This is a genomic window from Ensifer sp. LC11, assembly GCF_001695835.1.
Classification (GTDB): Bacteria; Pseudomonadota; Alphaproteobacteria; order Rhizobiales; family Rhizobiaceae; genus Ensifer.
The window spans coordinates 99,394-119,639 of record NZ_MBSO01000005.1 but is presented as its reverse complement, the minus strand read 5'-3'; the positions used below and the strand labels follow the sequence as shown (position 1 = coordinate 119,639).

Annotated in this window: 17 protein-coding genes; 10 read left to right on the top strand and 7 right to left on the bottom strand. The window is 63.2% G+C overall.

Features of this window, described 5'->3' with window-relative positions:
- Nucleotides 1–237 precede the first annotated feature (237 nt).
- The 5 genes from fdhF to BBX50_RS04265 all read right to left on the bottom strand — a co-directional run bounded on the left by fdhF (nucleotide 238) and on the right by BBX50_RS04265 (nucleotide 7,498).
- Nucleotides 238–3,117 (bottom strand): formate dehydrogenase subunit alpha, encoded by a 2,880-nt coding sequence (gene fdhF / locus BBX50_RS04285; protein WP_065774076.1) that lies wholly within the window; start codon nucleotides 3,115–3,117, stop codon nucleotides 238–240.
- Nucleotides 3,118–3,348: 231 nt separating this feature from the next.
- Nucleotides 3,349–4,905, bottom strand: coding sequence for an NADH-quinone oxidoreductase subunit NuoF (locus BBX50_RS04280; protein WP_065774075.1), 1,557 nt, complete (start codon nucleotides 4,903–4,905; stop codon nucleotides 3,349–3,351).
- Nucleotides 4,902–5,381, bottom strand: coding sequence for a formate dehydrogenase subunit gamma (locus tag BBX50_RS04275; protein WP_065774074.1), 480 nt, complete (start codon nucleotides 5,379–5,381; stop codon nucleotides 4,902–4,904). Before BBX50_RS04275 ends, BBX50_RS04280 begins: the two co-directional genes overlap by 4 nt.
- A 177-nt stretch (nucleotides 5,382–5,558) precedes the next feature.
- Nucleotides 5,559–6,455, bottom strand: coding sequence for a LysR family transcriptional regulator (locus BBX50_RS04270; RefSeq protein WP_065774073.1), 897 nt, complete (start codon nucleotides 6,453–6,455; stop codon nucleotides 5,559–5,561).
- Nucleotides 6,456–6,730: 275 nt separating this feature from the next.
- Entirely contained in the window at nucleotides 6,731–7,498 is a 768-nt protein-coding gene (locus BBX50_RS04265) for an SDR family oxidoreductase (protein WP_065774072.1), read from the bottom strand.
- Nucleotides 7,499–7,670: 172 nt separating this feature from the next.
- Between BBX50_RS04265 and BBX50_RS04260 the strand changes: the two genes are divergently transcribed.
- The 8 genes from BBX50_RS04260 to BBX50_RS04225 all read left to right on the top strand — a co-directional run bounded on the left by BBX50_RS04260 (nucleotide 7,671) and on the right by BBX50_RS04225 (nucleotide 16,320).
- The gene (locus tag BBX50_RS04260; RefSeq protein ID WP_065774071.1) at nucleotides 7,671–8,435 is read left to right on the top strand and encodes a DeoR/GlpR family DNA-binding transcription regulator; all 765 of its coding nucleotides are present in this window, start codon (nucleotides 7,671–7,673) and stop codon (nucleotides 8,433–8,435) included.
- Between the two features lie 131 nt (nucleotides 8,436–8,566).
- The gene (gene glpD, locus BBX50_RS04255) at nucleotides 8,567–10,084 is read left to right on the top strand and encodes a glycerol-3-phosphate dehydrogenase (protein ID WP_065774070.1); all 1,518 of its coding nucleotides are present in this window, start codon (nucleotides 8,567–8,569) and stop codon (nucleotides 10,082–10,084) included.
- A gap of 138 nt (nucleotides 10,085–10,222) precedes the next feature.
- Nucleotides 10,223–11,293: an ABC transporter ATP-binding protein gene (locus BBX50_RS04250; RefSeq protein ID WP_065774069.1), complete on the top strand. Its 1,071-nt coding sequence runs from the start codon at nucleotides 10,223–10,225 to the stop codon at nucleotides 11,291–11,293.
- A 20-nt stretch (nucleotides 11,294–11,313) separates the two neighbouring features.
- The gene (locus BBX50_RS04245; RefSeq protein WP_065774068.1) at nucleotides 11,314–12,384 is read left to right on the top strand and encodes an ABC transporter ATP-binding protein; all 1,071 of its coding nucleotides are present in this window, start codon (nucleotides 11,314–11,316) and stop codon (nucleotides 12,382–12,384) included.
- Nucleotides 12,385–12,386: 2 nt separating this feature from the next.
- Nucleotides 12,387–13,253: a sugar ABC transporter permease gene (locus tag BBX50_RS04240; protein ID WP_057255038.1), complete on the top strand. Its 867-nt coding sequence runs from the start codon at nucleotides 12,387–12,389 to the stop codon at nucleotides 13,251–13,253.
- Between the two features lie 22 nt (nucleotides 13,254–13,275).
- A complete protein-coding gene (locus BBX50_RS04235; RefSeq protein WP_065774067.1) occupies nucleotides 13,276–14,094 on the top strand; it encodes a carbohydrate ABC transporter permease in 819 nt (272 codons plus the stop codon).
- Entirely contained in the window at nucleotides 14,094–14,516 is a 423-nt protein-coding gene (locus BBX50_RS04230) for a DUF2160 domain-containing protein (protein WP_083213528.1), read from the top strand. Before BBX50_RS04235 ends, BBX50_RS04230 begins: the two co-directional genes overlap by 1 nt.
- A gap of 82 nt (nucleotides 14,517–14,598) precedes the next feature.
- Nucleotides 14,599–16,320, top strand: a complete 1,722-nt coding sequence (locus tag BBX50_RS04225) for an ABC transporter substrate-binding protein (RefSeq protein ID WP_065774066.1) — start codon at nucleotides 14,599–14,601, stop codon at nucleotides 16,318–16,320.
- Nucleotides 16,321–16,408: 88 nt separating this feature from the next.
- Here the strand turns inward: BBX50_RS04225 and BBX50_RS04220 are convergent, their stop codons facing one another.
- On the bottom strand, nucleotides 16,409–16,870 hold the full coding sequence (locus BBX50_RS04220) for a hypothetical protein (protein WP_065774065.1): 462 nt from the start codon (nucleotides 16,868–16,870) through the stop codon (nucleotides 16,409–16,411).
- Between the two features lie 264 nt (nucleotides 16,871–17,134).
- Between BBX50_RS04220 and BBX50_RS04215 the strand changes: the two genes are divergently transcribed.
- Together BBX50_RS04215 and BBX50_RS04210 are read left to right on the top strand one after the other, a co-directional pair.
- Nucleotides 17,135–18,619, top strand: coding sequence for a nucleobase:cation symporter-2 family protein (locus BBX50_RS04215; protein ID WP_065774064.1), 1,485 nt, complete (start codon nucleotides 17,135–17,137; stop codon nucleotides 18,617–18,619).
- 167 nt (nucleotides 18,620–18,786) lie between these two features.
- Nucleotides 18,787–19,698 carry an EamA family transporter gene (locus BBX50_RS04210; protein WP_065774063.1) on the top strand — a complete coding sequence of 304 codons (912 nt, stop codon included), beginning with the start codon at nucleotides 18,787–18,789 and terminating at the stop codon, nucleotides 19,696–19,698.
- Nucleotides 19,699–19,767: 69 nt separating this feature from the next.
- Here BBX50_RS04210 and BBX50_RS04205 read toward each other — a convergent pair whose 3' ends face one another.
- Nucleotides 19,768–20,196, bottom strand: coding sequence for a Fur family transcriptional regulator (locus tag BBX50_RS04205; RefSeq protein ID WP_065774062.1), 429 nt, complete (start codon nucleotides 20,194–20,196; stop codon nucleotides 19,768–19,770).
- Nucleotides 20,197–20,246 lie beyond the last annotated feature (50 nt).

The following is a 20,246-nucleotide window of genomic DNA, read 5'->3' as shown; positions in this document are numbered from 1 at the left end:
TGCTGAGAGTGGGTTACCCGCTTCTGCCGTGCCGGGCATCTCCCCCCCAAGGGGGGAGATCACGAACAGGCACCGTTTTTCCCTATCTCGCGCTCCAAAATCGCGCAGCCGAACTGACGCCAAGCACGGGGCAAAACAAGAAGCGAAGCGGTGCGCCCAGCCCATCTCCCCCCTTGTGGGGGAGATGCCCGGCAGGGCTGAGGGGGGTAAGCTCCGTGCACAAGGCCCCATGGAACGTTACTCCGCCGCCTCCAGCTTGCCGGAAATCCGGCGCGACTGGCGGGCCTGCTCGTCATAGTCCACCTGCCAGTCGGACGGGCCGTTCGAGGGCATCACCTGCACGGCCGTCACCTTGTATTCCGGGCAGTTCGTCGCCCAGTCGGAGAAGTCGGTGGTGATGACGTTCGCTTGCGTCGTCGGGTGGTGGAAGGTGGTGTAGACGACGCCCGGCGCCACGCGATCGGTGATCAGCGAGCGCAGGGTTGTCTCTCCAGCGCGGCTGGCAAGCCTGATCCAGTCGCCGTCGCGGATGCCGCGCTGTTCGGCATCGTGCGGATGGATCTCCAGCCGGTCTTCCGCATGCCAGACGACATTGTCGGTGCGCCGCGTCTGGGCGCCGACATTGTACTGGCTGAGGATGCGGCCGGTCGTCAGCAACAGCGGGAAGCGCGGGCCGGTGCGCTCGTCGGTCGCGACATATTCGGTGCGGATGAACTTGCCCTTGCCGCGCACGAAGCCGTCGACATGCATGATCGGCGAACCCTCGGGATGCTTTTCGTTGCAGGGCCACTGCACCGAGCCCAACTTGTCGAGATAGTCGTAGGAGACCAGCGCGAAGCTCGGCGTCGTCGCAGCGATCTCGTCCATGATTTCGGAGGGGTGACGATAGTTCCAGTTGAGGCCCATGGCCTGGGCGAGCTTTTGCGTGACTTCCCAGTCGGCATAGCCGTTCTTCGGCGTCATCACCTTGCGCACCCGGTTGATGCGGCGCTCTGCATTGGTGAAGGTGCCGTCCTTTTCGAGGAAGGTCGAGCCCGGCAGGAAGACGTGGGCGTAGTTCGCCGTCTCGTTGAGGAAGAGGTCGTGCACGACGACGCATTCCATCGCAGCGAGACCGGCGGCCACATGCTTGGTGTCCGGGTCGGACTGCAGGATGTCCTCGCCCTGGATATAGATGCCCTTGAAGGTGCCGTCGACAGCGGCATCGAGCATGTTGGGGATGCGCAGGCCCGGCTCGTTGGAGATCTCAACGCCCCAGAGCTTCTCGAAGGTCTCGCGGGTCGCATCGTCGGAAATGTGGCGGTAGCCCGGCAGCTCGTGCGGGAACGAGCCCATGTCGCAGGAGCCCTGCACGTTGTTCTGACCGCGCAGCGGATTCACGCCGACACCCGGCCGGCCGATATTGCCGGTGACCATCGAGAGGTTGGCGATCGCCATGACCGTCGTCGAGCCCTGGCTGTGCTCGGTGACCCCAAGGCCGTAATAGATCGCGCCGTTGCCGCCGGTGGCATAAAGCCGCGCCGCACCGCGCACCAGATCGGCCGGCACGCCGGTATAGGCTTCGGTCGCCTCCGGGCTGTGATAGGGCTCGGCGACGAAGGCCGCCCAGTCCTCGTATTCCGACCAGTCGCAGCGCTCGCGGATGAACTTCTCGTCGGCGAGCCCTTCGGTGACGATCACATGCGCCAGCGACGTCAGGATGGCGACATTGGTGCCCGGCTGCAGCGGCAGATGATAGGACGCTTCAATGTGCGGCGAGCGCACGATGTCGGTGCGCCTGGGGTCGATGACGATCAGCTTGGCGCCTTCGCGCAGCCGCTTCTTCAGCCGCGATGCGAAGACCGGGTGGCCGTCTGTCGGGTTGGCGCCGATGATCACGGCGACGTCGGTGAATTCGACGCTGTCGAAGTTCTGTGTGCCGGCCGATGTGCCGAAGGCCTGGCCAAGGCCATAGCCGGTCGGCGAATGGCAGACGCGGGCGCAGGTGTCGACATTGTTGTTGCCGAAGCCGGCGCGCACCAGCTTCTGCACCAGGTAGGTCTCTTCATTGGTGCAGCGTGACGAGGTGATGCCGCCGACGGAATCGCGACCGTACTGATACTGGATCCGCCGGAACTCGGCGGCCACATGCGCATAGGCCTCTTCCCAGGTGACCTCGCGCCAGGGATCGGAGATCTTCTCGCGGATCATCGGGTTGAGGATGCGGTCCTTGTGGTTGGAATAGCCATAGGCAAAGCGGCCCTTGACGCAGGAATGGCCGCGGTTCGCCTGGCCATCCTTCCAGGGCACCATGCGCACCAGTTCCTCGCCGCGCATCTCTGCCTTGAACGAGCAGCCGACACCGCAATAGGCGCAGGTGGTGACGACGGAATGTTCCGGCTGGCCGATCTCGATCACCGACTTTTCGGTCAGCGTCGCCGTCGGGCAAGCCTGGACACAGGCGCCGCAGGAGACGCATTCCGACGACATGAAGTCTTCCGCCATGCCGGCCGAAACGCGGCTGTCGAAACCGCGGCCGCCGATCGTCAGCGCGAAGGTGCCCTGCACTTCCTCACAGGCCCGCACGCAGCGCGAGCAGACAATGCATTTCGCCGGATCATAGGTGAAGTAAGGATTGGACTCGTCCTTCGGCATCCACTTGGCGTTGATCTCGCCATTGTTGCGCGCCGTGACGTGGTTCTCGCCCTCATAGCCATAGCGCACGTCGCGCAGGCCCACAGCTCCGGCCATGTCCTGCAGCTCGCAATCGCCGTTGGCCGCACAGGTCAGACAGTCGAGCGGGTGGTCGGAGATATAGAGCTCCATCACCCCGCGGCGCACGTCCTTCAGCCGCGGCGTCTGGGTGGAGACTTCGATGCCCGCCGCCACCGGCGTCGTGCACGAGGCCGGCATGCCGGCGCGTCCCTTGATCTCTACGAGACAGAGCCGGCAGGAGCCGAAGGCTTCCATCATGTCGGAGGCGCAAAGCTTCGGCACCTCGATGCCGGCGTCCATCGCCGCGCGCATGATCGAGGTCCCCTCGGGCACCGTAACCTCGCGACCGTCGATCGTCAGCGTCACCAGCTTTTCGGACTTGGAAGCAGGAGTGCCGTAGTCGATTTCATGAATGAGAGACATGGTCAGGCCTCCTGAGAATGTTGTTCACGAGGGTGGCGTCACCCCCCTCTGGCCTGCCGGCCATCTCCCCCACAAGGGGGGAGAACGGATGTGGCGCACCCTGCGCATCTCTTGAAAGGCGCAACTTGCGGAAACTTCTCTGCCTAGACGAGCGGCCAGCCAGGAGCCGATCTCCCCCCTTGTGGGGGAGATGCCCGGCAGGGCAGAGGGGGGTGAACTCCATCGCCACTCTCATTCCGCAGCCTCCACCACCGGGGCCGGCTGAAAATCATCCGGGAAATGGGTCATGGCGCTAAGCACCGGATAGGGCGTGAAACCGCCAAGCGCGCAGAGCGAACCGAACTTCATGGTGTTGCAGAGATCGGCGAGCAGTTCGCGGTTCTTCTCCGGCTCGATACCGGCCGCAATCCTGTCAGCCACCTCGACACCACGGGTCGAACCGATGCGGCAGGGCGTGCACTTGCCGCAGCTTTCGACGGCGCAGAACTCCATGGCGAATCGCGCCTGGTGCAGCATGTCGACCGTATCGTCGAAGACGACGATGCCGGCATGACCGATAAGGCCGTCGCGCGCGGCAAAGGCTTCGTAGTCGAACGGCGTATCGAACAGCGCCCGCGGGAAATAGGCGCCGAGCGGACCGCCAACCTGCACGGCCTTCACCGGCCGGCCACTCGCCGTACCGCCGCCGATATGGTCGATGATTTCGCCGAGCGCGAGACCAAAGGCGGTTTCGTAGAGGCCGGCATGCTTGACGTTGCCGGCGATCTGGATCGGGATCGTACCGCGCGACCGGCCCATGCCGAAGTCGCGATAGAAGGCCGCCCCCTTGTCCATGATGATGGGAACGGAGGCGAGCGAGATCACGTTGTTGATCACGGTCGGACAGTCGAACAGGCCCTTGTGGGCGGGGAGCGGCGGCTTGGCGCGCACGATGCCCCGCTTGCCTTCGAGACTGTTCAAAAGCGCAGTTTCCTCGCCGCAGACATAGGCGCCGGCGCCGGTACGCACTTCCATATCGAAGGCCTTGCCCGAGCCGAGCACGGAAGCGCCGAGCACACCCGCCTTGCGCGCGATCTCGATCGCCTCGGCCATCGCCGCGATCGCATGCGGATATTCGGAGCGGGTGTAGATGAAGCCCTTGGTGGCACCGGTCGCGATGCCTGATATCGCCATGCCCTCGATCAGTACGAAGGGGTCACCCTCCATGATCATCCGGTCGGCAAAGGTGCCGCTGTCGCCCTCGTCGGCATTGCAGACGATGTATTTGCGGTCGCCCACCGCATCGAGAACCGTCTTCCACTTGATGCCGGTCGGAAAGCCGGCACCGCCGCGACCGCGAAGGCCGCTCTCGGTCACCTGTGCGACAATGTCCTGAGGCGCCATCGCGATGGCATTGCGCAGGCCGGCGAGACCGCCATGGGCCTGATAGTCGTCAAGCGACAGGGGATCGATGACGCCGCAGCGCGCAAAGGTCAGCCGCGTCTGTTGCTTGAGGAAGGGGATCTCCTCGGTTTTCCCGAGACAGAGCGCGTGGTCGCCGCCATCAAGCAGGCCGGCATCCAGGAGCGAGCCAACGTCGCGCGCCTTGACCGGACCGTAGGCGATGCGGCCATCAGCCGTTTCCACCTCGACCAGCGGCTCCAGCCAGTGCATGCCGCGCGAGCCGTTACGGACGATCAATACGTCAAGGCCGCGGGCGGCGATCGCCTCGGCCATCGCCTTGGCGACCTTCTCGGCGCCAAGCGCCACGGCGGCAGCATCCCGCGGGATATAGATCTTCGTGGTCATCGCCGCGCCTCCTGAACAAGCGCCTCGATATCGGCGGCATCGACCCGGGCATGCACCTCTCCGTCGAGCATGGCGGAGGGTGCGCAGGAACAGAGCCCAAGACAATAGACGGGTTCGAGCGTGACCGCTCCGTCAGGCGTCGTCTCGTGAAAATCGATGCCGAGCAGGCGCTTGGCGCGCTCGGCAAGCGCATCACCGCCCATCGACTGACACGCCTCGGCGCGACAGAGCTTCAGCACATGGCGCCCGGCCGGATGCTCGCGGAAGTCATGGTAGAAGGTCATCACCCCGTAGACTTCGGCGCGCGACAGGTTGAGCTCGCGCGCGATGACCGGAAGACAGTCCTGCGGCACATAACCAAACTCTTCCTGCAGCTCGTGCAGGATCGGCAGCAGCGGCCCCTCGCGCCCCTTGAGCTCCTCGACGATGGCGAGCGTGGTCTCCGCGATGTCGGCGCGCGGCTGATGGATGTTCAACGGGAGCCCTCCCGGCTCATGGACTGGAATGGCGGCGCCCGAATCTGGCGGCCAGCCCAGCCGTAATTTCACTTCTGGCAGAGGCCCTTCCTCGGCGGTCTCCGGCCATGATCAAAAAGCTTCGCGCTTATGGCCCGATGGGTCAATAAGGCTGTTCCGTCGGTCGATAGAAAAAATCTATCGAGCCTGATTTCGCTCACCCAGGATGCGCGCTTCGTGCAACAAAGCCGAGACAAGCGGCGTGTACGGCTCACGATGTGTCGCAACCAGGCCGACCGTGTGGCGGGCGTCCGGTTCGACGATCGGGATCATCCGGATATCCTCGTGAAAACCGAATGATTTCGCGACGTTGAACGGCATGATGCTAGCCCAGCGTCCGGTGCGCACATGAGAGAAAAGCACGATCATCGAGTTCGATTCGAGCGTCGGCTTGGCGACTGCACCTGCCTCGGCAAAATGCTGGTTGATGATCCGGCGGTTCTGCATATCGGCGGTCAATAGACAAAGCCGAACGTCGCTAACCTCTTTCCAGGTCACGCTTTCCCGCTCCGAAAGCGGTGTTCCGGCGGCGGTGACGAGGTGATAGCGCTCGACCTGGAGAGGAACGCTGGTCACTCGGCCGAGCGGCTCGTTTTCCAGATAGGTCAGCCCGGCGTCGATCTCGAGGTTTTCGAGCAACGCCAGGATCTGTACCGATGTCGTCGACAACACGGAGAAGGTGACATCAGGGTGTTTTTCCTGAAAGGGCGCCGTCAGCATCGGCACCATGGCGAGTGTCGTTGGCACCGCGGCCAGCCGGATATGGCCGGAAAGACCCTTGCGCGCCGCCCGCATCTCCTCGCGCATGGTACGGGTATCGCCGACGATGCGGCGCGCCCATTCGAGCACGCGCTGGCCCTCCGGCGTCAGCCCCTGGAAACGGGAACCACGGCTGACAAGCATGACGCCGAGCTGATCCTCAAGCTGGCGGATCGCGGCCGAGAGCGTCGGCTGCGTCACCCCACATTCCTCCGCCGCCCGGCCGAAGTGCCGTTCGCGTGCGAGGACCAGGAACATTTCCAGCTTGTCGATCATATCGAGCCTTCAGAGTTCGTTGTTTTGCCCCTGACCCGCTTGGGTTGGCTTTTGCCCCTCACCCTAGCCCTCTCCCCGCAGACGGGGAGAGGGGACGTGCCCCGATCCGAATCAGAGACCAACAGCGCCAAAACTCCTGCCTCCCTATCTGCGGGAAAGCGAACGCGCTAATCCCTGACTAGAGCCTTGGCGGCGCGGCAGTGTCCCTTCTCCCCGCCTGCGGGGAGAAGGTGCCGGTAGGCGGATGAGGGGCAAACGCTGAAGCAGACACGCGCTCAAGCGATGAGCTGCCCGCCATTCACCTCCAGCACCTGGCCGGTGATATAGCCCGACAGCACATGCGAGGCGAGGAAGAGATAGGCCGGCGCACAATCCTCCGCCGTCCCGAGCCGACCGAGCGGAATGGTCCTGCGGGTCGCCTCCAGCTTCTCCGGCGACGAATAGCGCTCATGGAAGTCGGTGGTGATCGTGCCTGGCGAAACACAGTTGACTCGGATGCCCTCGGGCGCAAGTTCGCGCGCCAGCGCCTTGGAATAGGTGGAGACGAAAGCCTTGGTGGCCGAATAGATCGACGAGCCGGCGCTGCCTCCCGTGACCGCCGAAATCGACACGGTGTTTACGATTGCCGGATGGGTGCCCTTGCGCAGCAGCGGCAGCATCGCTCGTGTCATCTCGACGACCGCAGTCTGGTTGAGCTGCACGACGGTTTGATATTGCTCGTCGGTGAGTTCCGCCGCCGGGAAGCGGCCAACCATCGTGCCGGCGTTGTTGATGAGGATGTCGATGCTTTCGAACCGGCCTCGGATCACCTCGGCGAGCCCCTCGACCCCGTCGGGCGCCAGGAAGTCCGCCGTCACGACATGCGCCCGGCCCTCCGTTGCCGCCGACTCGAGAAAATCAGGCAAGTCGCCGATCGACCGGCCGGCATGAACGAGGACGTGTGCGCCGCAATCCAAAAACTGCCGGGCGACCTCCAGCCCGATGCCGCGCCCGGCACCGGTAACGACGACGGTCATGCCCTTGAACAAGGCTGGATGAAACATGTCTTCCCCCTTAATACGCCTTAGATAGCGTCGCCCATCGGCGAAACGAATGCAACGCGCCCGGACACTTTGGACCTCCCGCGAAAGCAATTTCAGCGCAAACGCCGATTCTGAAATTGCACGGCTTTCGTTTTTGCATATTATGAAACAAAACGAAAATGGGGAGGACGAAATGTACCTGACAGGTCGGCAGGCGGAGATACTGGAGCTGGCAAAGAGCGAGGGCCGCGTGCTCGTCGAGGAACTGGCGCAGCGCTTTTCCGTCACGCCGCAAACCATCCGAAAAGACCTGAACGACCTTTGCGACGCCAAGGTGCTGAACCGCATCCACGGCGGCGCAATCTTCCCAAGTGGCAAGGAAAACGTCAAATACGACGCCCGCCGGCAGATCGCGGCCCCGGAGAAACAGGCAATCGGCCGGGCGGCTGCCGAACTCATTCCCGACAATGCCTCGCTCTTCATCAATATCGGCACGACGACGGAAGCCGTGGGTGAAGCCTTGCTCGACCACAAGGAATTGATGGTCATTACCAACAACATTAACGTCGCCAACCGCTTGCGCGTCTTCCCCTCGATCGAGGTGGTGATCACGGGCGGGGTGGTGCGCGGCTCGGATGGCGGCATCGTCGGCGAGGCAGCCGTCGATTTCATCAAGCAGTTCAAGGTCGATTTCGCCGTCATCGGCGCCTCGGCGATCGACCATGACGGCGCGCTTCTCGATTTCGATTTCCGCGAAGTGAAAGTGGCCCAGGCGATTATCGCCAATGCACGTCATGTCATTCTGGTTTCCGACTCGACCAAGTTCGAAAGAACCGCGCCGGTGCGCATCGGTCATATCTCTCAGGTTCAGACCTTTATCACCGATCGCTGTACCCTCGAAAACGTCAGGAAAATCTGCGCAGAACAGGACGTCCGATTGATCGAAACCGACGCCTGAAGCAGGAGATTTAGATACCCCTAAAGATTCGGGGAGCATTCGTTTGACATTCGATATGTTTTCGTTTTAACTGATTTCACTTTCGCTGATGCATCAATTTGTGCATCGCGAAATGTGGAGGGGAAACAGCAGTGTCAGAGCAGGCAATCTACGACGTCTTCGTCATCGGCGGCGGCATCAACGGATGCGGCATCGCGCGCGACGCGGTCGGCCGTGGGTACTCGGTCGCCTTGGCCGAAATGAACGATTTCGCTTCCGGCACCTCTTCCGGTTCCACCAAGCTCATTCATGGCGGCTTGCGCTATCTCGAGCATTACGAGTTCCGCCTCGTGCGCGAAGCGCTGATGGAGCGCGAGGTGCTGTGGGCGATGGCGCCGCACGTCATCTGGCCGATGCGCTTCGTGCTGCCCTATCACAAGGGCGGCCTGCGCCCGGCCTGGCTGATCCGCCTCGGCCTCTTCCTCTATGATCACATCGGCGGCCGCAAGCTGCTGCCGGCAACGGCGACGCTGGACATGAACCGCGACCCGGCGGGCAAGCCGCTGAAGCGCCTGTTCAACAAGGCCTTCGAATACTCCGACGGCTGGGTCAACGACGCCCGCCTCGTGGTGCTGAATGCCCGCGACGCCGCCGATCGCGGCGCCGTGATCATGGCCCGCACCCGGGTCGTCTCCGCACGGCGCAATGGCGCGCTCTGGATCATCGAAACCGAGAACCAGGCAACCGGCGAACGCAAGACCCTGCAGGCACGCATGCTCATCAATGCCGCGGGCCCCTGGGTCGATGCGGTCCTTTCCGGTGCGCTCGGCAAGAACGACGTCCACAATGTCCGCCTCGTCCAGGGCAGCCACATCGTCGTGAAGAAGAAGTTCGACGATCCGCGCGCCTATTTCTTCCAGAACCCGGATGGCCGCATCATGTTCGCCATCCCCTACGAAGAGGACTTCACGCTGATCGGCACCACCGATCGCGATTACACCGGCAACCCCTCCGACGTGCACATCAGCGACACCGAGGTCGACTATCTCTGCAGGGCCGCGAGCGAGTATTTCCTCGAACCGGTGACCAGGGACGACATCGTCTGGACCTATTCGGCCGTGCGCCCGCTCTATGACGACGGCGCCAGCAAGGCGCAGGAAGCAACCCGCGACTACGTGCTGCGTGTCGAGGGCGACAAGGGTACGGCACCGCTTCTCAACGTTTTCGGCGGCAAGCTCACGACCTACCGGCGCCTCGGCGAATCGGCGCTCGAAAAGATCGGCGAGGCGATCGGCGTCAAGGGATCGAAATGGACCGCCGGCTCGACGCTTCCGGGCGGCGACTTTCCGGCTGAGGGCTATGTCGATCAGGTCGCTCGGCTGCAGAGACAATACCCGTTCCTCACCCCGGCACATGCCCGACGGCTCGTGCGCCTCTACGGCACACGCGCCGCGGCCCTCCTGGGTTCGGCATCAAACGAAGCGGCTCTTGGTCACCGCTTCGGTGCCGATCTCTACGAGGCCGAGGTCAGGTGGCTGATGACGCAGGAATGGGCACGGCGCGCCGAGGACGTGCTGTGGCGCCGCACGAAACTGGGATTGAAGCTGACGCCGGGCGAGGCGGCGGCCTTGGAGGACTACATGCGAGGCGCGGCCAACGCAGCCGCCTGAGGACACTCGCATTCATGGGCATTTCCAGCAAAAAGCGCGCAGCGGTTTGCGTCCGGAAATGCAAGAAACGATAAAGTAGGGCGTACCACGGCGGCGTGGAAATGCTCGGGACTGCCTTCGGGCTGGGTGGAGAATTCAATGCTTGAAATGAAGATGATATCCAAGGTCGTGGGCGGGGAGACGCATATCTACCCGACCGACCTGGTGCTGGAGAGGGGGTCGCTCAATGTGTTGCTCGGCCCGACCCTTTCCGGCAAGACGTCGCTGATGCGGCTGATGGCCGGTCTCGACAAGCCCGCCTCCGGCGCGCTGATCTTCGACGGCACCGACGTCACCGGCCTGCCGGTGCAGAAACGCTCGGTCGCCATGGTCTACCAGCAGTTCATCAACTATCCGGCCATGACGGTCTACGAGAACATCGCCTCGCCGATGCGCATCAGCGGCGCCGACGCCGCGACCATCGACCGCGAAGTGCGCAAGGCGGCCGAACTGCTGAAGCTCACGCCCTATCTCGACCGCACGCCCTTGAACCTCTCCGGCGGCCAGCAGCAGCGCACGGCGCTTGCCCGCGCCATCGTCAAGAATGCCGACCTTGTGCTGCTCGACGAGCCGCTCGCCAACCTCGACTACAAGCTGCGCGAGGAATTGCGCGAGGAATTGCCGAAGATCTTTGCCGCCTCCGGCGCCATCTTCGTCTATGCGACGACCGAGCCTTCGGAAGCGCTGCTGCTCGGCGGCAACACCGCCGCCCTCAGCCAGGGCCGCATCACCCAGTTCGACAAGACGATCGACGTCTATCGCCGTCCGGTCGACCTGATCACCGCCCGCACCTTCGCCGATCCGCCGCTGAACACGATCGACCTCGTCAAATCCGGCTCGGTCTTCACGCTCGACGGCAAGCCCGTGCTGACGGTTCCGGCGCATCTGGCTGGCATTGCCGACGGTCCCTGCACCGTCGCCTTCCAGCCGCACCACATTTCTTTCGATCGCCCGCAGGGCGGCGGTGACCCGCTCACCGTCAAGACCGCGATCTCCGAGATCGCAGGGTCGGAAAGCTTCATTCACGTGGGTTTCGCCAATGCACGCTGGGTCATGCTGGCGCCGGGCATTCACGACATCGAACCGGACGCGACCCTCGCGGTCTTCGTCGATACCCGTCATCTCATGGCCTTCGGGCCGGATGGACGCGCCATTGGCGGCGTGGCCTGAGGAGGCGCTGGGAGGAAAACATGGCACGCATCGACCTGGAACATATCCGCCACGCCTACGGCGCCAAGCCGAAATCGGAAAACGACTACGCGCTGAAGGAAGTGCATCACGAATGGAACGACGGCGGCGCCTATGCGCTGCTCGGGCCCTCCGGCTGCGGCAAGACCACGCTGCTCAACATCATCTCCGGCCTGATCAACCCGTCGGAAGGGCGCATTCTCTTCGACGGCAAGGACGTGACGCATCTCTCGACCCAGGAACGCAACATCGCTCAGGTGTTCCAGTTCCCTGTCATCTACGACACGATGACCGTCTACGACAATCTGGCCTTCCCCTTGCGCAACCGGCACGTGCCGGAGGCCGAGGTCGACCGCCGCGTCAAGGAAACGATCGAAATGATCGGTCTCGGCGGCTGGGCGAAGAAAACCGCCCGCGGTCTCACCGCCGACCAGAAGCAGAAGATTTCGCTCGGCCGCGGCCTCGTGCGCAACGACGTCAGCGCCATCCTCTTCGACGAGCCGCTGACCGTTATCGATCCGGAAATGAAGTGGGTGCTGCGCTCGCAGATCAAGCGGCTGCATAAGCAGTTCGGCTTCACCATGGTCTACGTCACGCACGACCAGACCGAGGCACTGACCTTCGCCGACAAGGTCGTCGTCATGTATGACGGTCAGATCGTCCAGATCGGCACGCCGGCCGAGCTCTTCGAACGCCCGCGCCACACCTTCGTCGGCTACTTCATCGGCTCGCCGGGCATGAACGTCCTGCCGGTCAATCTCGACGGCAACACCGCGACCGTCGGCGGCGAACACGTGGCTCTGAACTTTCTTCCGAAGGTCAAGTCCGGCGCCAAGACCGAGCTCGGCATTCGCCCGGAATTCGTCTCGCTCGGCCGCGAGGGCATGCCGGTCGCGATCACCAAGGTCGAGGATATCGGCCGCCACAAGATCGTGCGTGCCCGCTTCGCCGATCAGCCGATCTCGATCATCGTCGACGAGGATGGCGAAATCCCCGCCGATCCGCGTGTCCGCTTCGATCCGAAAGCCATCAACATTTACGCCGATTCCTGGCGCGTCGGCGAGGAGGCCTGACCATGGAGAAAACCTGGAACAACAAGGCCTGGTTCATGGTGTTGCCGGTCCTGGTGCTGGTGGCCTTCTCGGCCGTCATCCCGCTGATGACCGTCGTCAACTATTCGGTCCAGGACACCTTCGGCAACAACGCGTTCTTCTGGGCCGGCACCGACTGGTACGTTCAGGTGCTGACATCGGACCGCTTCTGGGACGCGCTCACCCGCAACCTGATCTTCTCGGCGATCATCCTGGCGATCGAAATTCCGCTCGGCATCATCATCGCGCTGAACATGCCGAAGAAGGGTCTCGGCGTGCCGGTCTGCCTCGTCCTGATGGCGCTGCCGCTGCTCATCCCGTGGAACGTCGTCGGCACCATCTGGCAGGTCTTCGGCCGCGTCGACATCGGCCTGCTCGGCCGCACGCTCGAAGGCATGGGCATCAACTACAACTACGTGCAGAATCCGGTCGCCGCCTGGGTGACGCTGATCGTCATGGACGTCTGGCACTGGACGAGCCTCGTCGTGCTTCTGTGCTATGCCGGTCTCGTCTCGATCCCGGACGCCTATTACCAGGCGGCCAAGATCGACGGCGCCTCGCGCTGGTCGGTGTTCCGCTACATCCAGCTGCCGAAGATGAAGCGCGTGCTTTTGATCGCCTTCCTGCTGCGCTTCATGGATAGCTTCATGATCTACACCGAGCCCTTCGTCGTCACCGGCGGCGGCCCCGGCAACTCCACCACCTTCCTGTCGATCGACCTCGTCAAGACGGCCATCGGCCAGTTCGACCTCGGTCCGGCGGCAGCGCTTTCGATCATCTACTTCCTCATCATCCTGCTGCTCTCGTGGATCTTCTACACCGTGATGACCACGAGCGACGCGCAAGGCTGAAGTGAGCGGGAGGAGAACCAACATGCAGACACAACCGCTTACCGAACGCCTTTCCTGGCTGGTGCCGACGATCTACATCGTCTTCCTGCTCCTGCCGATCTACTGGCTCGTCAACATGAGCTTCAAGGAGACGAGCGAGATCCTCAGCACCTTCTCGCTCTGGCCCGTGAACCCGACGCTCAGGAACTATCAGGTGATCTTCACCGACCCGTCCTGGTACAACGGCTACATCAACTCGATCATCTACGTCGTCATGAACACGGTGATCTCGGTAACGGCAGCGCTGCCGGCGGCCTACGCCTTCTCGCGCTACCGCTTCCTCGGGGACAAGCACCTGTTCTTCTGGCTCCTGACCAACCGCATGGCGCCGCCGGCGGTCTTTGCCCTGCCCTTCTTCCAGCTCTATTCGGCCTTCGGCCTGATCGACACGCACATCGCCGTGGCGCTTGCCCACTGCCTGTTCAACGTGCCGCTCGCCGTCTGGATCCTGGAAGGCTTCATGTCGGGCGTGCCGAAGGAAATCGACGAAACCGCCTATATCGACGGCTACTCGTTCCCGCGCTTCTTCGTGAAGATCTTCATGCCGCTGATCGCCTCGGGCATCGGTGTCGCCGCCTTCTTCTGCTTCATGTTCTCCTGGGTCGAACTGCTGCTTGCCCGCACGCTGACGACCACGGACGCCAAGCCGATCGCTGCCACCATGACCCGCACCGTCTCCGCCTCCGGCCTCGACTGGGGCGTGCTGGCCGCCGCCGGCGTGCTCACCATCATTCCGGGCGCGCTGGTGATCTATTTCGTTCGCAACTACATCGCCAAGGGCTTTGCCCTGGGGAGGGTATGATGACTGCTCAACCCGATCGCAAGGCCCGTTGGCAACTGCCCTTCGCCGCCGTTCTCCTCGTCTATGCCGCCGCCGCCGGTCTGCTCATGAGCATGCTGCCGGTCAAGGACGGCGCGCGCGACTGGTTCGCGCCGCTGGTTGCCGGTGGCTGGATGGCCTGGTCGTTTCCGTCGGCCATGTTCTTCCTGACCATCTTCGCGCTGCTGTCGATGATGGCGGTCTGGGAATATGCCTCGCCGGGCGGAACCCCGCGCGTCGGCATCCTGCGCTTCGAGACGACACGGGGCGATCGCCTCTTCGTGTCGCTGCTCGGCAGCGCCTTCATTCACCTCGCATGGCTCGGCTTCGTCGGCGGTCAAAACCTGTGGTGGGCGCTCGCGCTCTCCCTGGTCTATGCCGTCGGCGTCTTCCGCTACGTCTGAGGCGAACCGATTTGAGGAGCCGCTAAACGAGCGACCCCTCGAAAGCCAAAGAACCGCATTCGCAAACCTAAGGGAGGGAATTATGCGACGGCATCTTTTGACTACGACGGCAGCTATGCTGCTGGCTTACACCGGCTCCGCTTTTGCCGGCATGGACGAGGCTAAGACGTTCCTCGACAGCGAGATCGGCGACATGTCCTCGCTCGACCGCGCGGCTCAGGAAGCCGAAATGCAGTGGTTCGTCGATGCGGCCAAGCCTTTCGCCGGCATGGAAATCAAGGTCGTTTCCGAAACGATCACAACCCATGAATACGAATCGAAGACGCTGGCCAAGGCCTTCTCCGACATCACCGGCATCAAGATCACCCATGACCTGATCGGCGAAGGCGACGTCGTCGAAAAGCTGCAGACGCAGATGCAGTCGGGCGAAAACGTCTACGACGCCTACATCAATGACTCGGACCTGATCGGTACCCATTGGCGCTACCAGCAGGCCCGCAGCCTGACCGACTTCATGGCCAATGAAGGCAAGGACGTCACCAACCCGAACCTCGACATCGACGACTTCATCGGCAAGTCCTTCACCACCGCACCTGACGGCAAGCTCTACCAGCTGCCCGACCAGCAGTTCGCGAACCTCTACTGGTTCCGCTACGACTGGTTCAACGACGAGAAGAACAAGGCGGACTTCAAGGCGAAGTACGGCTACGACCTCGGCGTTCCGGTCAACTGGTCGGCCTATGAGGATATTGCCGAGTTCTTCACCGGCCGCGAAGTCGACGGCAAGAAGGTCTATGGCCACATGGACTACGGCAAGAAGGACCCGTCGCTGGGCTGGCGCTTCACCGACGCCTGGCTGTCGATGGCTGGCAACGGCGACAAGGGCATCCCGAACGGCAAGCCCGTCGACGAGTGGGGCATCAAGGTCGACGAGAACTCGCGTCCGGTCGGCTCGTGCGTTGCCCGCGGTGGCGACACCAACGGCCCGGCTGCCGTCTACTCCATCCAGAAGTACCTCGACTGGATGAAGGCCTATGCACCGGCTGCTGCCCAGGGCATGACCTTCTCGGAATCCGGCCCGGTTCCGTCGCAGGGTGAAATCGCCCAGCAGATGTTCACCTACACGGCGTTCACCGCCGACTTCGTGAAGGACGGCCTGCCGGTCGTGAACGCGGACGGCACGCCGAAGTGGCGCTTTGCGCCGAGCCCGCACGGCGTCTACTGGAAGGACGGCATGAAACTCGGCTATCAGGACGCCGGTTCGTGGACGCTGCTGAAGTCCACGCCTGACGATCGCGCCAAGGCCGCCTGGCTCTACGCGCAGTTCGTGACCTCGAAGACCGTCGACGTGAAGAAGAGCCATGTCGGCCTCACCTTCATCCGCCAGTCGACGCTTGACCACAAGAGCTTCACGGACCGCGCTCCGAAGCTCGGCGGTCTGATCGAGTTCTACCGTTCGCCGGCCCGCCTGCAGTGGTCGCCGACCGGCACGAACGTTCCTGACTATCCGAAGCTGGCTCAGCTGTGGTGGCAGGCAATCGGCGATGCTTCCTCGGGTGCCAAGTCCGCCCAGGAAGCCATGGACTCGCTGTGCGCCGAGCAGGAGAAAGTTCTCTCCCGCCTCGAACGTTCGGGCGTCCAGGGCGACTTCGGTCCGAAGCTCGCCGAAGAGCACGATCTCGAGTACTGGAACCAGGACGCCGTTTCCAAGGGCAACCTCGCTCCGCAGCTGAAGGTCGAGAACGAGAAGGAAAAGCCGCAGACCGTCAACTATGACGATCTGGTCAAGAGCTGGCAGAAGTAAGACGAGGGCCGCCCCAACCGGGCGGCCTTTTCCATTTCAGGAGATGCGGCACCGGGGTCGGCGACGGCCCCGGTTTTCTTTGGCGCCTCTACATCCGGGCCAACCGCAGGCGCCCGGATTTCTCCGATCGCCGCTTGTCGAAAATCGCCCGGATCGCCCGCGTCGAGCCATCATCCATGCGCACCAACATGTCCATGTAGAGGTGCTTGTTGACGATCGCGACGCGAATATCGAAGGGCTTGCCGCCATAGTGGCTGGCGTCGCCTTCGCTCCAGCGGCCGATGCCCTCGGCGCTGTTTCCGCTTCCTCCTGCCCCGACATGGACGACAGCGACCCAACCGTCCTTGCCACTCAGCCTCAGCACCGGTCCGCTCCGCCTGATATCGACCCGGCAAGCCGCACACACGCCTGTGCCGCGCGCCACCTGCTGCCATTGGCCGGGGAAAGACGCACCGCCGGCACTGGCAGCCGCCGGCCAGAAGGCGATTGCAAACGCCAGCAAAATACCGGACAGACGGTAGAGCGACAGTGCCAGTTGGCGAGATTTCATCGATTGCGATCCCAGAACAGCTGCGCCGCGGCTTGAACGGCAACGCGCACACCATCGCTCTGCTGCATTGCGGCAACGTTGCATCGTTGGTAACATGCGCTGACAGCTTTCATTCCGCCCACGCGCGGCATCGCCGATTTCCCCCGAAATCCGGAAAGTGTTTTTGCTACCGCGGCACTTGTGCGCCATTTTGCCACAACGAAAGATAGCATTTCCCTGTTGGAGGACGGGGGAGGACTGGTCGACGTGATGGGAGGAGGAACCATGAGCGACGTTTCCAGCATACACCCGGTGGACGAGAAGCTGCCTGTAGGCAGGCTCGCGACGCTTGGGATCCAGCATGTTCTTGTCATGTATGGCGGTGCCGTCGCGGTGCCGCTGATCGTTGGCCGGGCGCTGCAGCTCAGCCCTCAGGACGTCGCCTTTCTGATCTCGGCCGATCTTTTCGTCTGCGGCCTCGTCACCATCATCCAGTCGCTCGGCGTCGGTCGCAGCTTCGGCATCCGCCTTCCCGTCATGATGGGCGTTACCTTCGCGTCAGTCGGGCCGATGGTTTCGATGGCGGCGATGACACCCGGTCAGGAGGGCGCACGGATGATCTTCGGCGCCATCATCGGTGCCGGCCTCATCGCGCTGCTGATCGCCCCTCTGATGGGCCGGTTGCTCAAGTTCTTTCCGCCCATCGTCACCGGCACGATCATCCTGGTCATCGGCGTGTCGCTGATGCGGGTGGGCGTCAACTGGATCTTCGGTAATCCCTTCGGCCCGACGGCGCCGAAACTCGTCGATCCGAGCCATGTCGAATGGCTGGCCGAATTGAAGAAGGCGGCTGCCGCCGGCGGATCTGCCGTGCCCGATGGCCTGGTGCTCGGCGCCACGGTACCGAACCCGCTCTATGCCGAGCCGAGCCACATCGCGCTTGCCGCCTTCGTGCTCATCTCCATTCTCGTCATCGCACGCTTCGGCCGCGGGCTGATCAGCAACATTGCCGTGCTGACCGGCGTCGTCGTCGGCTGCGTCGTCGCCGCAGCCCTCGGGATGATGCACTTCGATCGGGTGGCAGACGCCGGCTGGTTTGCCGTTGTCACCCCGCTGCGCTTCGGCATGCCGATCTTCGATCCGGTGCTGATCGCCACCATGTCGCTTGTCATGATCGTGGTGATGATCGAATCGACAGGCATGTTCCTGGCGCTTGGCGAAATGACCAACCGCGAGGTTTCGCAGCAGCAACTGACAGCCGGGCTTCGGGTCGATGGTCTCGGCACCATGATCGGCGGCCTGTTCAACACCTTCCCCTATACCAGCTTCTCGCAGAACGTCGGCCTTGTCGGCGTCACCGGCGTCAAGAGCCGCTACGTCTGCGTGATGGGCGGCGTCATCATGATCGCGCTCGGCCTGATCCCGAAGATGGGCGCGCTGGTCGAGGCGGTGCCGCCCTTCGTGCTCGGCGGCGCTGGCCTGGTGATGTTCGGCATGGTGGCTGCCACCGGCGTGCGCATCCTGTCGACCGTCGATTTCAAGTCGTCGCGCAACAACCTCTTCGTCGTCGCCGTCTCCATCGGCTTCGGCCTGATCCCGCTGATCGCGCCGAACTTCCTGATGTGGCTGCCACACGCGATCCATCCGATCATCGAGTCCGGCATCGTGCTCGCCTCGATCTCGGCCGTGGTGCTCAACGCCTTCTTCAATGGCCTGAGCTTCCAACGATCTGCCTCCGTCGACGCGGCCAAGCTCGCAGACAGCCACTGAGCAACAGGGAATGCATCTGCCCCGGCCCTCCCCCAAAAGGTGGGCCGGGGCTTTGTCGTTTCGCACACACAGCGAGGCCTTGATACTTCGATCGCCGCCGAAGCATCTACCGTCTCCGCCGCGCTAGAAGAGGGGCCAACGACGACGACACGAAGGTTTCAATCGCCATGGCCAAGACCAATCTCACCCTCGAGCTATCGCTGCTTCTCGCGCTTGCGACACTCTGGGGCGCCTCCTACACCTTCATCAAGATCGGCATCGAGACCATCCCGCCGGTCACGTTGATCGCCGCCCGCACCCTGATCGCCGGCGCCATCCTTCTCGCCGTCCTTCGCTGGCGCGGGCTGAAGATGCCCCGCGACGCGGCAACCTGGCGGCGGTTCCTGTTCCAGGCCTGCCTCAACAGCGTCGTGCCCTTCACGCTGATCGCCTGGGCCGAGCAGACGATCGATGCCGGCATCGCCTCGATCCTCAATGCGACGACGCCGATCTTCGCCTTCCTGATGACGGCCTTGATCATCCGCCATGAGGCGGTCACAACCCGCAAGCTCGTCGGTGTCATTGCCGGCATGACCGGCATCAGCCTGATCATCGGCATGGAGGCCTTCGGCGGCCTCGGTGAGCAATTGCTGCCGCAGCTTGCCGTGATCCTGGCAACCGTCTGCTATGCAGGTGCGGCGATCTTCGGACGCAGTTTCAAAGGGCTCGACCCGATGATGCCCGCCGCCGGCTCGCTGATCGCAGGCACGGTGCTGTTGATCCCCACCAGCCTTATTGTCGACAGGCCCTGGACGCTTGCGCCCTCCACGGATTCGCTGCTCGCGCTTCTCGGGCTTGCCGTCTTCTCGACAGCACTTGCCTTTGCCATCTACTTCCGGCTGATCCAGACGCTGGGTTCGGTCGGCGCCACCGCCCAGGCCTATCTGCGCGTGCCCGTCGGTGTTGCGATTGGCGCGGTCTTCCTCGGCGAGCGGCTGTCGGACACCGCCTGGATCGGCCTTGGCTGCGTCGTCATCGGCGTTGCGGCCATGACAATACCGGCACGGCGCACAACAGTCGCCGTCGTCGATCGCGGATGATCGTGTTGCAATCAGAAAGCGACGCGCCGCTCGCCCGGATTGTGGCGGGCGGCTGCGGTCACAAAGCGCTCAGTCCTTGCGCTTGCGGCAGTAGAGCTCCAGCCGGTGGCGCACCAGATCGTAGCCAAGCTCGGCGGCAATCTCCGCTTGCAGCTGCTCGATCTTGTCGGAGCGGAATTCGATCACCGCGCCGGTATCGATATCGATCAGGTGATCGTGATGCGGCGCGTCGGCCGTCTCGAAACGGGCCGTCGCACTTTCAAAGGCATGGCGGTGCACGACACCCTGCTGCTCAAGCGCCGAAAGCGTCCGGTAGACGGTCGAAAGCGATACGGTGGCGTCGATTTCCTTGGCACGGCGATGCAGCTCACTCGCGTCGGGGTGATCTTCGGCGGTCGCCAGAATCTTCAGGATTGCCGCGCGCTGGCGCGTCACGCGCACGCCGCCATCCCTCAGGACGCCTTCCAGTTCTTCGACACGATTCTTGTTCTGTTTCATGGCCGTACACTAGCCAAGGGCGCCGGGTTTGAAAATAGCCAGTTGCGAAT

Coding starts and splice junctions, on each gene's coding strand:
- fdhF (WP_065774076.1), bottom strand. CDS start 3,117: ATGTCTCTCATTCATGAAATCGACTACGGCACTCCTGCTTCCAAGTCC.
- BBX50_RS04280 (WP_065774075.1), bottom strand. CDS start 4,905: ATGACCACGAAGATCTATATCCCGCGGGATGCTGCCGCCGTGGCGCTT.
- BBX50_RS04270 (WP_065774073.1), bottom strand. CDS start 6,455: ATGATCGACAAGCTGGAAATGTTCCTGGTCCTCGCACGCGAACGGCAC.
- BBX50_RS04265 (WP_065774072.1), bottom strand. CDS start 7,498: ATGTTTCATCCAGCCTTGTTCAAGGGCATGACCGTCGTCGTTACCGGT.
- BBX50_RS04260 (WP_065774071.1), top strand. CDS start 7,671: ATGTACCTGACAGGTCGGCAGGCGGAGATACTGGAGCTGGCAAAGAGC.
- BBX50_RS04250 (WP_065774069.1), top strand. CDS start 10,223: ATGCTTGAAATGAAGATGATATCCAAGGTCGTGGGCGGGGAGACGCAT.
- BBX50_RS04245 (WP_065774068.1), top strand. CDS start 11,314: ATGGCACGCATCGACCTGGAACATATCCGCCACGCCTACGGCGCCAAG.
- BBX50_RS04240 (WP_057255038.1), top strand. CDS start 12,387: ATGGAGAAAACCTGGAACAACAAGGCCTGGTTCATGGTGTTGCCGGTC.
- BBX50_RS04235 (WP_065774067.1), top strand. CDS start 13,276: ATGCAGACACAACCGCTTACCGAACGCCTTTCCTGGCTGGTGCCGACG.
- BBX50_RS04230 (WP_083213528.1), top strand. CDS start 14,094: ATGACTGCTCAACCCGATCGCAAGGCCCGTTGGCAACTGCCCTTCGCC.
- BBX50_RS04225 (WP_065774066.1), top strand. CDS start 14,599: ATGCGACGGCATCTTTTGACTACGACGGCAGCTATGCTGCTGGCTTAC.
- BBX50_RS04220 (WP_065774065.1), bottom strand. CDS start 16,870: ATGAAATCTCGCCAACTGGCACTGTCGCTCTACCGTCTGTCCGGTATT.
- BBX50_RS04215 (WP_065774064.1), top strand. CDS start 17,135: ATGAGCGACGTTTCCAGCATACACCCGGTGGACGAGAAGCTGCCTGTA.
- BBX50_RS04210 (WP_065774063.1), top strand. CDS start 18,787: ATGGCCAAGACCAATCTCACCCTCGAGCTATCGCTGCTTCTCGCGCTT.
- BBX50_RS04205 (WP_065774062.1), bottom strand. CDS start 20,196: ATGAAACAGAACAAGAATCGTGTCGAAGAACTGGAAGGCGTCCTGAGG.